Here is a 14,297-nt window from a genome sequence, read left to right on the forward strand (position 1 = left end):
CGACGCATCTACGCCCGCTGTGAGCCGCCAAAGGCCCGGCGCTGGCTGCGCCGGGCCTTTCCTTCAAGGTGACCCGCCGGTCATGAGCCGTCCGGTGCGGACGTGACACCGTCGGCCAGCAGGTCGAGGATCGCCTGCTCGGAGTAGCCCAGTTCCGTCAGTATTTCCCGGGAGTGGGCGCCCGCGGGCATGGGTGGCCGACTCGGCAGGAGCGGGTCCGCGCCGAGCATGAAGCCGAGCAGTGGCAGGCCCAGCGGGCCGTCGATTCCGGGGATCCGTGTGGGTGCGAAGGCGCCGCGTCCGGCGTACTGGGTGTCGTAGAGGGCGTCGGCGAGGGTCTCGCGGACCCGGGCGGCGGGGATGTGGTGGTCCTGGAGGTGGTCCTCCCACTCCTGGGCGGTGCGGGTGAGCATGATCGCTGACAGGACGGCGTGTTCTTGCTCGAAGTCGGCGACGGGGGAGTCGAACGGGTCCGGTTTGATCAGGTCGGGCCGTTCCAGCAGCGTCCACAGCCGTTCCATCTGCGCGGTGTTGCAGGTGCCGAGCATGATCGACCCCTCTTTGGTGGCGTACATCGAGGTGGTGGCGAGGGCCATCGTGTTGCCGGTCGGCACGGGCTCGAAGCCGTCGCGCAGGTGCGAGGTGACGTGGCAGGCCATCAGGGCCGCCGCGACGTCGATCATGCCGACGTCGATCGACATGCCCTCGCCGGTGCGCAGCAGGTGGACGAGGCCGCCGGCGACGGCGAACGCGGCGGTCAGCCCGGTGGCGTAGTCGATGGCCGGGGAACCCTGCCGCAGCGGATACAGTTGACGGTCCCCGTTGGCGGACATGTAACCCGAGGTCGCCTGGACGACGTTCTCGTACCCGGTGTGCTCACGCTTGGGCCCGCGGGCGCCGAACGCCGAGACGGCGCAGTGGACCAGCCGGGGATTGATCGCCGCCAGATCCCGGTATCCGAGGCCGAGCCGCTCGAAGGCGCCGGGGCGCGCGTTGGTCACGAATACGTCGCTGCCCCGTACGAGGTCCTTGAGCGCGGTACGGCCGCGTTCGTCCTTGAGGTCGAGGGTGAGGAACCGCTTGCCGGCGTTCTGCGTCAGGAACTGGGTCCCCATGCTCCGGTCGTTCAGGGCGGGGTCGGTGCCGACCTGGCGTACGAAATCGGGCGAGGAGGGGTTCTCGACCTTGATGACGTCGGCGCCCAGCAGGGCCAGTTGGTACGACGCGTACGGCGCGGCGAGCACCTGGGAGGTGTCGATCACACGGATGCCGTCGAAGGGGAGGGGGATGGCCATGGAGTGCACCTCGATGGGTTTTGCGATGTGAAATGTCACGCTCCGTCCTCGGCACTGTGGTTGCCATGAGGCCGGGACATCCATATTATTCGATTAAGTGAACGTCGGGGGAGGAGACCGCACAAAAGCGGCAAGGAGGCAACGGTGCACCAGAAGTTGGGTTCGGCCATCGCGAGCGTCACAGTGGGCGCGCTCGCGTTTGCGCTCGCCGCGTGCGGGTCCGGTTCCACCGGCACAGGCTCAGACGCAGGCTCAGGCGAAGGCTCAGGCTCCGGCGAGGTGACGGTTCTCAGCTGGCGCCTCGCCGACCCGGGAGCTCTGGGCAAGCTCCACCAGAGCTGGATCGACGCGTTCAACAAGAGCCAGGACAAGATCACGGTCAAGGGCGAGCCGGTTCCGTTCGCCGACAAGGGCACCAAGCTGGTGAACACCGCCCTGAGCGGCTCGGCCCCGGACATCGTGGCCATCACCACCTCGGAGATCGCCGACTACGCGAAGTACCTCCAGCCGGTGGACAAGTACTGGGAGGGCGAAGGAGCCGCCTTCTCGGGGGCGTTCACCGACTCGGCCAAAGCCCTGGCCACCTGGGACGGCCAGCTGTGGGGCATCCCCATCGAGGATGGAACCAGCGACGCCGTCTACTACAACAAGAAGGTCCTCGCCAAGGCCGGGGTCGACGTCGAGAACGCCGTGAGCTCCTGGGACAACTTCCGGGCGGCGCTCAAGGCCATCAAGACGAGCGGCAGCACCCCGATGGTCTTCCAGGGCAAGGACGCGTCGAGCTTCGAGCGGCACTGGGCCTGGTACGTGGCCGGCGGCGTCAACCTGAACGATCCGAACCAGTACGTCAAGGAGATGTGCGGCCCGGCGGCGGAGAAGACCTTCACCTGGCTGACCGGCCTCTACAGCGACGGCGGGCTGGTCCCCAACCCGTCGGGCATCGGCTATGACGAGCTGACCCGCCAGTTCGCCGCGGGAGACGTGGGCTTCGTCACCGACGGCCCGTGGGGCCTGGGCATCTACGAAGGCAACAACGCCGGCATCAAGGACGACCTGGGCGTGACCCACATGCCGCCCATGGACCAGGGCGGGGCCACGGGGGCCAACGAGGACGCGCTGATCTTCGTCGTGCCCAAGGAGGCCAAGAACCCCGTCGGCGCGTGGGAGTTCATGAAGTACATGAGCACCGACGCCGCGCAGCAGGCCAGCGCCGAGGCGGGTGGCTTCGTCCCCACCAGGACCGCCGTGTTCGACTCGCCCGCCGTCACCGGCAACGAGTTGCTCTCGACGTACAGCACCCTGATCAAGCAGAGCGGGTTCACCCGCCCGCGGGGTCCGAAGATGGCCGAGATGCGGCAGATTCTGATCACCGCCTACCAGGCCGCGGCCACCGGGCAGCAGCCGGCCGCCGAGGCGTTCCAGTCCGCGTGCGGGCAGCTCAAGGGACTGTGACTCAAGGGATCGCGAATAGCAGACCCTTCAGGGAGATAACCAGTATGAACAGCCGCGCGCTCAAAGAGCGGATGATCTTCTTCGGCCCGCTGCTCGCGGTGCTGGTGGGACTGCTCGGCTTCCCCATCGTGTTCGCGCTGTACGCGAGCTTCGCCAACGTCGACGACCTGTTCTCGATGGCGTTCGCCGGGCTGCGGAACTACGAGTCGCTGCTGTCGCGGCCCGAGACGCTGGTGCGGCCGTTCGTCAACACGATGCGGTTCGCGCTGGCGTCGGTGGCGATCTCGCTCACCATCGGCTTCGCCGCCGCGTTGCTGCTCAACAGCAAGCTGCGGGGGCGCCGCGTCTTCCGCAGCGCGCTGATGTTCCCGTGGGTGATCCCCACCGTGCTCACCGCGCTCATGTGGCGCTGGGTCATGGACTCCAACGCCGGCGCGTTCAACGGGCTGCTGCTCCAGCTCGGACTGATCGATGAGCCGGTGAGCTGGCTCGGCGACCCGGGCCTGGCACCGTGGATCATCATCCTGGCCCAGGTCTGGCGCGGCTTCCCGTTCATCATGGTGATGCTGCTGGCCGCGCTCCAGGCCATCCCCGAGGAACTGCACGAGGCCGCCGCGGTCGACGGGGCGGGCCGGCTGCGGCGGCTGCGCTCGATCATCTGGCCGGGCGTGCGGCCGATCTTCATCCTGGTCGGCACCCTGGAGGGCCTGTACGCCTTCCGCGAGTTCGCGATGATCGACGTCCTGACCGGCGGCGGCCCCGCCGGAGCCACCGAGGTCCTCGCCACGCAGGTGTACCGGCTGTTCTTCCAGTACCAGCGCTTCGGCGACGCCATGGCGCTGGCGGCGCTCATGTTCGTGCTGGCCCTGGTCGCCACGGTGCTCCTGATGCGCCTGTCGGCACGCGACGAGGAGGACTGACCCCATGGCCCGACCCAAGAACCTCCACCTTGTCTCCCGCACGGCGGGCGCCGCGGGCAGGTACGCGCTGATCGTGGCACTGCTGCTGTTCGCGCTGCTGCCGTTCGCCTGGATGCTCTCGACGTCGCTCAAACCGGCCAACGAGATCTACACCACGCCGGTGACCTGGTGGCCGTCGACCCCCACCCTCGACAACTTCATCGCGGTCGTCACCCGCGCCGACTTCGGGGTGATCATGGGCAACACGCTCGTGGTCGCCGGGGTGTCGGCCACGGTGAGCACGCTGGTCGCGCTGTTCGCCGCGTACGGGCTGTCGCGGCTGGCCGGCCGGCGCGGGGAGACCCTCGTGCTGGTCCTGCTCTTCGCGCAGATGATCCCGACCATCCTGTTCGTGATCCCGTACTTCCTCATCTTCCGCACGCTCAGCCTGCTCGACACCCTGACCGCGCTCGTCGTCACGAACATCTCGCTGACCGTCCCGATCGCGACCTGGCTGCTGCGGCGCTTCATCGCGAAGGTCCCGCGGGCGCTCGACGAGGCCGCGCTCATCGACGGGTGCGGGCGGGTGGGCGCGTTGCTGCGGGTCGTCGCCCCGGCGGCGCGGGCGGGCGTGGGCGCCGTCTTCTTCTACGCGTTCCTGGTCTCCTGGCACGAGTACCTGTTCGCGCTGTCGCTGACGTCGTCGCCGTCGAACCGGGTCATCACGCTGGGGATCACCTCGCTGGTGGGCCAGTACCAGGTGTCGTGGGGCGAGCTGATGGCGCTGGGCCTGCTGGCCGTGGTGCCGCTCATCGTGGTTTTCCTGCTGGTGGAGCGCAACCTGGTCGAAGGGCTGGCCGGGGGAGTGAAGGGATGACCGGGCGACCGCCCGGCGAGAAGAGTGAGCACGAGAAGAGAGATACGGAATATGGGCATGCTGGACGGACGGGTGGCCATCGTCACCGGAGGGCGGCGGGGACTCGGCGAGGGCGTCGTGCGGCGCTTCGCGGCGGAGGGCGCGACGGTCGTCGTCGCCGACCTCGCACCGGCCGAGTCGCTGCTGGACGAGCTGACCCCGAGCGGCGGCGAGCATCGGTCGGTGGCCGTTGACGTGCGCTCGGCCGAGCAGATGGACGGGCTCGTCCAGGACACCCTCTCCTGGTACGGCCGGCTGGACATCGTCGTCAACAACGCGGGCGTCATGGACTCCGGGGCGGAGGTGGCCGACCTGACCGACGCCGAGTACGACCTCGTGCTCGACGTCAACGTCCGCGGCGTGTTCAACGGGTGCCGCGCCGCCGCCCGCGTGTTCCGCGGCCAGCCGCGCGGGCGGATCATCAACACCGCCTCCTACATCGGCAAGAAGGCGATCGCCGGGCACGCGCTGTACTCCGCGTCGAAGGCCGCCGTCATCTCGCTCACCCAGGCGCTGGCGCTGGAACTCGGCCGGTACGGGACCACCGTCAACAGCATCTGCCCCGGAACGATGTACACGCCCATGTGGGTGGAGAAGCTGCCGACGTTCGTCGGGGAGGAGAACCCCGACGTGGAGCAGTGGCGTCACCGGGCGGCGGCGGGCATCCCCGCCGGCCGGATGGGCACCGGCGCCGACGTCGGCGCGATGGCGGCCTGGCTGGCCGGTGACGACGCCGACTTCGTCACGGGCGCGGCGCTCAACCTGACCGGCGGCGAGGCGGTGTTCTTCTGAGCGAGGTCAGGGCGGTCACGCCGCCCGTCGACATCCTGGGGGAGTCCCCGGTCTGGCTCGGCGACGACGGGCTGGTCTGGGTGGACAGCCTGCGCGGCCGGGTGAGCACCCTCGCCGGCACCACGTTCGACCTCGGCGAGAAGGTGGGCTCGGTGGCCCCGCTGGCGGGCGGCGGCTTCGTGGCGGCGCTGGAACACCGGGTCGTCGCCACGGACGCGCGGGGCACGCTCACCGCCGAACTGACCGCCCTCGACCTGCCCGCGCACCATCGGCTCAACGACGGCGCCGTCGACCCGTACGGCCGGTTCGTCTTCGGCAGCATGAACGAGCACCGCGACGCCGCCGACGCCGCGCTCTTCCGGCTGGACGGGACCCGGCTGGACGTGCTGCGCGCCGGCCTGACGCTCAGCAACGGCATCGACTGGTCGCCGGACGGGCGGACGATCTACTTCACCGACTCCGTGGCCAAACGCGTCTTCGCCGCCGACTACACCGAGCACGGCCCCCTCCGAAACGAGCGGATCTTCGCCGAATGGCCGGGCCCCGGCATGCCCGACGGCCTGGCCGTCGACGCCGAAGGCCAGGTCTGGTCGGCCATCTGGGACGGCGCCTGCCTGGTCAGGTACGCGCCGGACGGGAACGTGGCGGCCCGCGTCGACCTCCCGGCGCCCCGGCCGACCAGCCTGGCCTTCGGCGGGCCGCGGCTGGACACGCTGTACGTCACCTCGGCGCGGGTGGGCCTGGACGAGCCGACCCTGGCGCGCTTCCCCTGTTCCGGCGCCGTGCTGGTGTCCCGCCCCGGCGTGACCGGACTGATCACCAGGCGGGTCCACCCCAGCGGAGAGGAAAACTGATGTCCCCCTTGGACGGCAAGATCGCAGTGGTCACGGGCGCGCGGCAGGGCCTCGGCGAGGCCACCGCGCGACGGCTCGCCCGCGACGGCGCCACCGTGGTCGTGACCGACGTTCAGGACACCCGCGAACTGGCGGAGGCACTCGGGCAGCTGACCGGGCGTCCGCATCACGCCGAGTTCCTCGACGTCACGGACGGGGACCGCTTCGCCGCCCTGCTCGACGAGGTGGCCGAACGTCACGGCGCGCTCGACGTGCTGGTGAACAACGCCGGAGTGAGCCAGCCGCAGCTCCCGCTGACCGAGACCACCGACGCCACCTACGAGCGCGTCATGGCGGTCAACGCCCGGGGCGTGTTCAACGGCGTACGCGCGGCCGGCCGGATCATGGCCGCCGCGGGCGGCGGCCGGATCGTGAACATCGCCTCCTATCTCGGCAAGCGCGGGCTGGCCACGTTCGGCGTGTACAGCGCCAGCAAGGGCGCGGTCATCTCGCTCACCCAGGTCGCCGCGGAGGAACTCGGCCCGTCCGGGGTCACCGTCAACGCCGTCTGCCCCGGGACCATGGTCACCCAGCTCATGCTGGACACCCTGCCCGCGACGACCGGCGAGGAGAACCCGGACGCCGAGGCCTGGATGCGGCAGTACGCGCGGGACCGCGTGCCCGTCGGGCGAATGGGCAGGCCGGTCGACGTCGCGGCGCTGGTGAGCTGGCTGGCGAGTGACGACAGCGCCTTCATGACCGGCGCAGCTCTGAACCTCACGGGAGGCGAAGCCCTGTACTTTTGATCTAGCCTGTTCCGTCATCCAGGGATTTGAGGGGCGCCAGGGTGAGTGGTGGAACGTCGAAGCGGGTTACGCAGCGAGATGTGGCACGCGCGGTCGGGGTCACTCCCGCGACGGTCTCCTACGCCCTGAACGGCCTGCCCGGCGTCAGCGAGGAGCTGCGCGACCAGATCAAGGCCGTGGCGGACGAGATGGGGTTCCGGCCCAGCCGGCTGGCGGTCGGCCTGCGCCTGGGCCGGACGAACACGCTCGGGCTGCTGCTGCCGGACGTGGCCAACCCGTTCTACCCGGAGCTGGCGTCCGGCGTCATCGAGGGCGCGTCCGCCGAGGGCATGCAGGTCTTCGTGGCGCAGGTCGGGCTGGACGGCCGCGACCACGCGTCCGCCGTGTCGGCCCTGGTCGACAGCCACTGCGAAGGGCTGCTGTTCACGGCCGTCCTGCCGCACGACATCCCCATGCTGACCGACCTGCGGGCCCGGGGCGTGCCGTTCGGACTCATCAACCGCCGGATCGAGGGGCTCGACGCCGACTGGGTCGGCATCGACGATTTCGCCGCGGCCAGGGAGCTCACCTCGCTGGTGCTGGAGGGCCGCCAGAGCGTGGCGGTCTTCGGTGGTCCCGAGCGCTCCTCGGTGAGTGCCGGGCGGGCCGCCGGAGCGCGGGCCGCCCTCGCCGCCGCCGGCCGGACGCCGCTGCCGGACGGCATGGTCGGCGACCTGACCCGGGAGAGCGGGGTGGAGCGTGCCCGTGCTCTGTTCGACGCGCGCGGCCCGGTCGATCTGGTCGTCTGCGGCAACGACGTCATCGCGCTCGGCGTCATGGACGTCTGCCACGAGCGCGGCCTCGCCGTACCGGACGACGTCGCGGTCACCGGCTTCGACGACATGAGCTTCGCCAGCGCGGGTCCGCTGCGGCTCACCACGGTCGAGGTTCCCCGCCACGAGATGGGCCGGCAGGCCGTGGCCGGCCTGCGCCGCCGGATGCTCGGCTTCACCGGCGAACCGCAGGTCGTGGAGTTGCCCTACACGGTCCGCCGGCGAAACACGGCGTAGCGGCGTCAGTCCGGCAGGCGGTGGGTCCGGGCCAGCTCGGCGTACCACAGGGCGCTGTCCTTCTTCGTGCGGGCGAAGGTCTGGTAGTCGACGTGCACGACCCCGAAGCGCTTGTCGTAGCCGTACGCCCATTCGAAGTTGTCCAGCAGCGACCAGACGAAGTAGCCGCGCAGATCCACACCCGACTCCAGCAGCCGGTGCACGGCGGTGAGGTGCCGGCGCAGGTAGTCCACCCGCTCGGCGTCGTGCACCCGACCGTCGGCCACGACGTCGTCGAAGGCCGCGCCGTTCTCGGTGATCATCAGCGGCAGTCCGGGGTACGCGGCCGCCACCGAGCCGACCAGCTCGACCAGGCCGGCCGGCTCGATGTTCCACCCCATGGACGTGTACGGCCCCGGCTGCGGGAGGAACTCGACGTCGCCCGCTCCCGGCCAGGCGTCGCCGTCGACGATCGCGTTGCCGCTGGTGACCCGCTGCCCGGACTCCGGGTCGCGCAGCCGGACCAGTTTCGTCGAGTAGTAGTTGACGCCGAGCACGTCCAGCGGCTGGTGGATCGCCGCCAGGTCGCCGTCCAGGACGAAGGACCAGTCGGTGATGCCGGCGGTGTCGGCGAGCAGGTCCTCGGGGTAGGCGCCGCTCAGCATGGGCCCGGTCCAGATCCGGTTCCCGACGGCGTCGATCTTCCGCACCGCCTCGGCGCCGGTGGGCCCGGACGGCCGCAGCGCGTGCAGGTTGAGCGTCACTGAGAAGTCGGGGTCGTTGCGTACCACTTCGCGGAGCGCCGAGACGGCGAGCCCGTGCGCGAGGTTCAGGTGGTGGGCGGCGCGCAGCACCGCCGCCGGGTCCTGCCGCCCGGGGGCGTGGACCCCCGCGCCGTAGCCGAGATGGGAGGCGCACCACGGTTCGTTCAGCGTCGTCCACATCGCGACCCGGTCGCCGTAGCGCTCGCCCATCCGCCGGGCGTACTCGGCGAACGCCAGCGCGGTGTCGCGGGCCGGCCAGCCGCCCTTGTCCTCCAGGGCCTGCGGAAGATCCCAGTGGTAGAGGGTCAGCGTCGGGGTGATGCCGCGCTCCAGCAGCCCGTCGACGACCCGGTCGTAGAAGTCGAGGCCGGCCTTGTTGACCGCGCCGGTGCCGTCCGGGATGACACGCGACCAGGAGATCGAGAAGCGGTACGACTCCAGGTTCAGCGACTCCATCAGGTCGAGGTCGGCGTCGAGCCGGTGGTAGTGGTCGCAGGCGTCGTCGCCGGTGTCGCCGTTGGCGACCTTGCCGGGGACGCGGCTGAAGGTGTCCCAGACGGAGGGCCCGCGCCCGTCCTCCCGGGCCGCGCCTTCGATCTGGTAGGCCGCCGTCGCCGACCCGAAGACGAATTCGGGCGGGAACTCCAGGCCGCTGTCGCGGAAGTCGGGTGATCCCTTGACCATGGTTGTCACTCCTCCTCGATCTGGAAGACGCGCCGGGCGTTGCCGGCGAAGAGCTCGCGCTTCACGTTGTCGTCGAGCTGGGCGTTGGCGACCAGCGGGATGTCGAGCGTCGTCTCGTAGTAGGGGTTGCTGCTGGCCCACAGGACACGGTCGGCGCCGAGCCGCTCGACCGCGTGCTCGATCGGGTAGAGCTGGGTGTGCGAGACCGCCGTGTCGAAGACGATGTTGGGATGCCGTTCGCCCAGGTCGAGGCTGGCGGCCTCGTGGGTGGTGTCCATGAACGGGTGCGCGTTGAGGAAGGTTACCGTGGGAAACGCCTTGGCGAGCCGGCCCAGCTGGAACGGAGCCTCAAGAACCGAGTGCTGCGCCGTGTGCACCTGCGCGACGGCGTTCCGATAGGCGGCGAGCCGCTCGACGATGGCGAACATCGACGGGTGGTCCAGCGGCAGGCCGTTGAAGTCGTTGTGGAACATCAGGCCCGACAGGCCCAGCTCGTCCATCACCCGGTCGACCTCGCCGAGCGCGGCCGCTCCGTGCCGCGGCTCCACCACGCCCAGGCCGCGGACCAGCACGCCGGGGTGATCCCGCAGGGCGGCCGCGATGCCGTCGTTCTGCGCCCGCGAGTCGGCGACGCCGTTCGGGTCCTCGTATCCCGGGATGGGGGAGATGACGGACTGGTGAATGCCGTTCAGCTCCATCTTGCGGATGATCTCGCTAGTCGAGCCGGCCACTGACAGCACTGAGCTGATGCCCAGGTGGACGTGGACATCAATCTTATAGAAGTCGGTCACTTCCCCTTCTTCCCTGTGGCCGAGGATCTGGCCAAATGCCTGGTCAGGCCCACCGGGTCGCTTTACTTATTCGATTAATGTAGCATGGTCGCATCTCCGGCCGGCCACGGCCGGCGGCACACACGAAAGGTTGCGCAGACGATGTCGGTGTCGACGCGGACAGATCCGGTGACGGGGGAGCCCCTCGCGTACCAGGGTGAGCAGCCGCACGGGAAGCTGGACGACCTCGTGATCGCCGGCGCGCTCGACCCGGACTGTGACGAGCGCCTGTGGGTGCCGCAGTCCGAGTCGGTGTCGTTCCGGCCGCTGCTGCTCTCGGTCAGCCAGGGGTACTTCGTGAACATCCTGCGGGTGCGCAAGACCGGCATCCTGTCCCGGCACCGGCACGCCGGCCCGGTTCACGCGCTAACCCTCCGCGGCCGCTGGCACTATCTCGAACATGACTGGTGGGCCGAGCAGGGCGCCTACAGCTTCGAGCCGCCCGGCGACATCCACACCCTGGAGGTCCCGGACGACGTGCCGGAGATGATGACCCTGTTCCACGTCACCGGGGCCTACATCTACGTGGATCCGCACGGCGGGCCCACCGGGGTGGAGGACGTCTTCAGCAAGCTCGACAACGCTCGCCGGCACTACGCCGCGAACGGGATCGGGCTGTCCTACCTCGACTCCCTCGTGCGTTGACCATGGAAACGGCCAAGGAAACGACCATGGAAACGCCTGCCATGCCGGCCCTGGTCAAGCGCAGCCACCGCCCGCGCGACGTCGCCGTCGTCGAACGGAGCCGTCCCGTCCCGGCCGCCGGAGAGCTGCTCGTCCGCACCGAGGCGAACGGACTGTGCGGCAGCGACGTCCACGCCTGGAAACAGGACGCCGGCTACGAATGGCTCCCGGACTCCGTCGTGCTCGGCCATGAGGCGGTCGGCGTCGTCGACGGGCTCGGCGACGGCGTCGAGGAGTCGTGGCTCGGCCGGCGGGTCGTGCCGATCTCCATCGACGGTTGCGGCGAGTGCGCCGTCTGCCGGACCGCCCCCCACCTCTGCCCCCGGCGCGACGTTGTGGGCCTGTCGTTCGACGGCGCGGCCGCCGCGTGGTTCACCATCGCCGCCGGCCGGGTCGTGGCCGTCCCCGACGACGTGCCGGTGCGGGCGCTCGTCCTCACCGAGCCGCTCGCGATCGCCGCGCACGCGGTCGACCAGCTGCGCATGCCCGCCGACGGGAGGCCTTGCGACATCGTGGTCACCGGGCCCGGGCCCATCGGCATCATGGCGGCGATGCTCCTGCACGGACAGGGGCATCGCGTCACCCTGGTGGGCATCGCCCGGGACCAGCCGGTCCGGCTGGCCATCGCGTCCGAGCTGGGCCTGCGCACGTCTCTGGGGGAGGATCTGCCGGACAGCCCGCCCTGCTGGCTGGAGACCTCCGGCGCGGAGGAGGCGCTCGCCCAGGCGGTCGGCCGGGTCGCGATGGCCGGAACGGTCGTCGTGCTCGCGATGTTCTCCCGTCCTCCGGTGGTGGACGTCAACATCGTGACCCGCCGCGAGCTGACCCTCCTGGGCAGTTACGGCGCCACCAGGAAGGACTACGAGCTGGCGGTGGACACCCTGCGGCGGGACCCCGGCCGGTGGGCCCGGCTGGCGACGCCTTTCGCGCTGGGTCAAGGGGTGGAGGCGCTCCGCGCCGTGGAGGAAGGCGCCGTCGTCAAAGCGGTGCTCGTTCCGTAGCCCGTACGTACACAGGAAGAAGAGGTTGATCGCGGTGCGAGCGATCGAGATCGTCCATTACGGCGGCCCCGAGGCGCTGGTGTGGAACGAGGTGCCCGACCCGGTGCCGGGTCCCGGCGAGGTCCTGGTGGAGGTGACCGCGACGGCCGTCAACCGGGCCGACGTGCTCCAGCGCCAGGGATCCTACGACCCGCCGCCCGGCGCGCCGGCGTATCCGGGACTGGAGTGCTCGGGTCGCGTCCTGGCCCTCGGCCCCGAGACCTCGGGCTGGTCGGTGGGCCAGCCGGTGTGCGCGCTGCTCGCGGGCGGCGGCTACGCCGAGCGTGTCGCCGTTCCCGTGGGACAGCTGCTGCCCGTTCCCGCGGGCGTCGACCCGCGGACCGCGGCCGCCCTGCCCGAGGTCGCCTGCACCGTCGAGTCCAACCTGTTCCAGGTGGCCGGGCTGAGGCCGGGCGAGACCCTGCTCGTGCACGGGGGCGCGTCGGGCATCGGCACCTTCGCGATCCAGCGGGCGGTCGCCGCGGGTGTACGGGTGATCGTCACCGCCGGCACTCCGGAGAAGCTCAAGCGCTGCCGCGAGCTCGGCGCCGACGTGGCGATCTCCTACCGCACCGAGGACTTCGCCGCCCGGGTCCTGGAGGAGACCGGTGGACGGGGGGCCGACGTCGTGCTGGACATGATCGGCGGCGCCTATCTGGGCCGCAATGTCGAGGTGCTGGCGACAGGGGGCCGCCTCGTGATCATCGGCCTGCAAGGGGGCAGCCGGGCCGAGCTCGACCTCGGGCTGCTACAGCGCAGGCGGGCCACCGTCACCGCGACGACCCTGCGGGCCCGGCCACTCGCGGAGAAGGCCGAGATCGTCGCCCGGGTCCGTGCGCAGGTCTGGCCGCTGATCGAGTCCGGCCGGATCCGCCCGGTGGTGGACCAGGTGCTGCCCATCACCGAGGCGGCGGCGGCGCACCACGCCCTTGAGGCCGGCGACCACGTCGGAAAGATCATCCTCACCGTGCACTAGGACGGAGCCATGACGAGCTGCTGCGCCGCGGTGGCCGCTACGCCGATTTCTGGAACATCTGCACGTGAGGTCACCGGATCCGCAGCGGCAGGGTTCCCCGATGCAGGCGGAAGCCGTTCAGTTCGTCGGGATCCACCGCGAGCCGGAGCTGGGGAAGTTCGCGGGCGATGCGGTCGAACATGATGCGAGCCTCGAGACGGCCCAGGGACGCGCCCAGGCAGAAGTGGATCCCGTGGCCGAAGGCGATGTGCCGATGGACGTCTGAGCGGTGGATGTCGAACATGTCCGGATCGGAGAAGACCGCGGGGTCCCTGTTCGCGCCCCACAGGGACAGGCCGACGCGCTCGAACGCCGGGATCGTGCTCCCGGCGATGGCGATCTCGCGGAAGGTGAAGCGCGGCGGGACGATCTCGACCGGTCCGCGGAACCGCAGCGTCTCCTCGACGGCCGCGCTCGCCAAGGACGGGTCGGCGAGGAGATTCTGCCACTGCTCAGAATGCGTGAGCAGGAGCCGGATGCCGTTGACGATGACGTCGACAGTGGTCTCCTGACCCGCGATGAGCAGGAGCTGCACCATCGCGACGAGCTCGTCGCGATCGAGAGCGTCGCCTTCCGCCTCCAAGGCGACGAGCTCGGAGAGCAGGTCGTCCTCCGGGACCGCTCGCCGGCGCTCGGCCAGCTCGTCGATGTAGGCGGCGAACGCCAGCGTGGCCGAGGCATCGTGGTCGGCCGCGGAGACGATGGTCGCCGACCACGCGCGAAACCGTACGCGGTCCTCCTCGGGGATCCCCACGAGCTGGGCGATGACGTTGACCGGCAACGGATCGGCCAGGTCGGCCACCGCGTCGAACGTGCCCAGCTCGAGAGCGCGGGCGACCAATCGGTCGGCGACGTCGGCGATCCACGGCTCCAGCTTCGCGACCGTCCGGGCCGTGAAGGCCTTGCCGACGAGCCCGCGCAGCCGGGTGTGGTCGGGTGGATCCAAGGAAATGAGCTGGCGCGCCGCGATTCGCTCAGCCTCGCTCCGCCGGTGCGCCTGGGCCTGATGTTCGAGCACCTCGTGACCGATCGCCGGGTGCTGCAGGCCATCGAGGACGTCGGCATGGCGCGCCACGATCCAGAGCCGGTTACCGGCGGGGTCGACCTGCGGGACGGGCCGGCCGGCGACCCGCACGCGGGCATAGAACGCGTGCGGGTCGCGGCGTGTGTCAGGCTCCCACAGCTCCGACGGCCTGAACTCGACAGTCATGTGCCACCTTCGGTGAGTTCATCTCTGGTCGTGGATCCGCGGAGCCCTC

Annotated in this window: 14 protein-coding genes; 10 read left to right on the top strand and 4 right to left on the bottom strand. The window is 70.4% G+C overall.

Annotated features, from left to right (window positions below):
• Positions 1-80: 80 nt before the first annotated feature.
• Positions 81-1,334, bottom strand: a complete 1,254-nt coding sequence (locus tag Aple_RS00495) for a CaiB/BaiF CoA transferase family protein (protein ID WP_170321205.1) — start codon at positions 1,332-1,334, stop codon at positions 81-83.
• Between the two features lie 105 nt (positions 1,335-1,439).
• On the opposite strand from Aple_RS00495, the gene Aple_RS00500 reads away from it, so the two are divergent.
• The 7 genes from Aple_RS00500 (at position 1,440) to Aple_RS00530 (ending at position 8,042) form a co-directional block, all read left to right on the top strand.
• The gene (locus tag Aple_RS00500; protein ID WP_170321206.1) at positions 1,440-2,747 is read left to right on the top strand and encodes an extracellular solute-binding protein; all 1,308 of its coding nucleotides are present in this window, start codon (positions 1,440-1,442) and stop codon (positions 2,745-2,747) included.
• 44 nt (positions 2,748-2,791) lie between these two features.
• Positions 2,792-3,667: a carbohydrate ABC transporter permease gene (locus tag Aple_RS00505; RefSeq protein ID WP_155342404.1), complete on the top strand. Its 876-nt coding sequence runs from the start codon at positions 2,792-2,794 to the stop codon at positions 3,665-3,667.
• A 4-nt stretch (positions 3,668-3,671) separates the two neighbouring features.
• Entirely contained in the window at positions 3,672-4,523 is an 852-nt protein-coding gene (locus Aple_RS00510) for a carbohydrate ABC transporter permease (protein WP_155342405.1), read from the top strand.
• 57 nt (positions 4,524-4,580) lie between these two features.
• On the top strand, positions 4,581-5,354 hold the full coding sequence (locus Aple_RS00515; protein WP_218038033.1) for an SDR family NAD(P)-dependent oxidoreductase: 774 nt from the start codon (positions 4,581-4,583) through the stop codon (positions 5,352-5,354).
• Between the two features lie 35 nt (positions 5,355-5,389).
• The gene (locus Aple_RS00520) at positions 5,390-6,208 is read left to right on the top strand and encodes an SMP-30/gluconolactonase/LRE family protein (protein ID WP_281361515.1); all 819 of its coding nucleotides are present in this window, start codon (positions 5,390-5,392) and stop codon (positions 6,206-6,208) included.
• Positions 6,208-6,993 carry an SDR family NAD(P)-dependent oxidoreductase gene (locus Aple_RS00525; protein WP_155342408.1) on the top strand — a complete coding sequence of 262 codons (786 nt, stop codon included), beginning with the start codon at positions 6,208-6,210 and terminating at the stop codon, positions 6,991-6,993. Before Aple_RS00520 ends, Aple_RS00525 begins: the two co-directional genes overlap by 1 nt.
• Before the next feature lie 80 nt (positions 6,994-7,073).
• Entirely contained in the window at positions 7,074-8,042 is a 969-nt protein-coding gene (locus Aple_RS00530; RefSeq protein ID WP_218038034.1) for a LacI family DNA-binding transcriptional regulator, read from the top strand.
• Positions 8,043-8,047: 5 nt separating this feature from the next.
• On the opposite strand, the gene Aple_RS00535 is transcribed toward Aple_RS00530, so the two are convergent.
• The gene (locus tag Aple_RS00535; RefSeq protein ID WP_155342410.1) at positions 8,048-9,469 is read right to left on the bottom strand and encodes a GH1 family beta-glucosidase; all 1,422 of its coding nucleotides are present in this window, start codon (positions 9,467-9,469) and stop codon (positions 8,048-8,050) included.
• 5 nt (positions 9,470-9,474) lie between these two features.
• The gene (locus tag Aple_RS00540) at positions 9,475-10,260 is read right to left on the bottom strand and encodes an amidohydrolase family protein (protein WP_155342411.1); all 786 of its coding nucleotides are present in this window, start codon (positions 10,258-10,260) and stop codon (positions 9,475-9,477) included.
• 141 nt (positions 10,261-10,401) lie between these two features.
• Between Aple_RS00540 and Aple_RS00545 the strand changes: the two genes are divergently transcribed.
• The 3 genes from Aple_RS00545 to Aple_RS00555 are packed head-to-tail and all read left to right on the top strand — an operon-like array spanning position 10,402 to position 12,999.
• A complete protein-coding gene (locus Aple_RS00545) occupies positions 10,402-10,944 on the top strand; it encodes a 2,4'-dihydroxyacetophenone dioxygenase family protein (RefSeq protein ID WP_155342412.1) in 543 nt (180 codons plus the stop codon).
• Positions 10,945-10,970: 26 nt separating this feature from the next.
• Positions 10,971-11,984, top strand: coding sequence for a zinc-dependent alcohol dehydrogenase (locus Aple_RS00550; protein ID WP_170321207.1), 1,014 nt, complete (start codon positions 10,971-10,973; stop codon positions 11,982-11,984).
• Positions 11,985-12,018: 34 nt separating this feature from the next.
• On the top strand, positions 12,019-12,999 hold the full coding sequence (locus Aple_RS00555) for an NAD(P)H-quinone oxidoreductase (protein WP_155342837.1): 981 nt from the start codon (positions 12,019-12,021) through the stop codon (positions 12,997-12,999).
• Positions 13,000-13,069: 70 nt separating this feature from the next.
• Here Aple_RS00555 and Aple_RS00560 read toward each other — a convergent pair whose 3' ends face one another.
• Complete coding sequence (locus Aple_RS00560; protein WP_155342414.1) at positions 13,070-14,248, bottom strand: cytochrome P450; 1,179 nt, start codon at positions 14,246-14,248, stop codon at positions 13,070-13,072.
• Positions 14,249-14,297 lie beyond the last annotated feature (49 nt).

The organism is Acrocarpospora pleiomorpha (assembly GCF_009687885.1).
In the GTDB taxonomy this organism is placed as follows: domain Bacteria; phylum Actinomycetota; class Actinomycetes; order Streptosporangiales; family Streptosporangiaceae; genus Acrocarpospora; species Acrocarpospora pleiomorpha.

Excerpts from the sequence above, each read along its gene's own strand:
- Aple_RS00505 (WP_155342404.1), top strand. The coding sequence starts at position 2,792 with ATGAACAGCCGCGCGCTCAAAGAGCGGATGATCTTCTTCGGCCCGCTG.
- Aple_RS00510 (WP_155342405.1), top strand. The coding sequence starts at position 3,672 with ATGGCCCGACCCAAGAACCTCCACCTTGTCTCCCGCACGGCGGGCGCC.
- Aple_RS00515 (WP_218038033.1), top strand. The coding sequence starts at position 4,581 with ATGCTGGACGGACGGGTGGCCATCGTCACCGGAGGGCGGCGGGGACTC.
- Aple_RS00525 (WP_155342408.1), top strand. The coding sequence starts at position 6,208 with ATGTCCCCCTTGGACGGCAAGATCGCAGTGGTCACGGGCGCGCGGCAG.
- Aple_RS00535 (WP_155342410.1), bottom strand. The coding sequence starts at position 9,469 with ATGGTCAAGGGATCACCCGACTTCCGCGACAGCGGCCTGGAGTTCCCG.
- Aple_RS00545 (WP_155342412.1), top strand. The coding sequence starts at position 10,402 with ATGTCGGTGTCGACGCGGACAGATCCGGTGACGGGGGAGCCCCTCGCG.
- Aple_RS00550 (WP_170321207.1), top strand. The coding sequence starts at position 10,971 with ATGGAAACGCCTGCCATGCCGGCCCTGGTCAAGCGCAGCCACCGCCCG.
- Aple_RS00560 (WP_155342414.1), bottom strand. The coding sequence starts at position 14,248 with ATGACTGTCGAGTTCAGGCCGTCGGAGCTGTGGGAGCCTGACACACGC.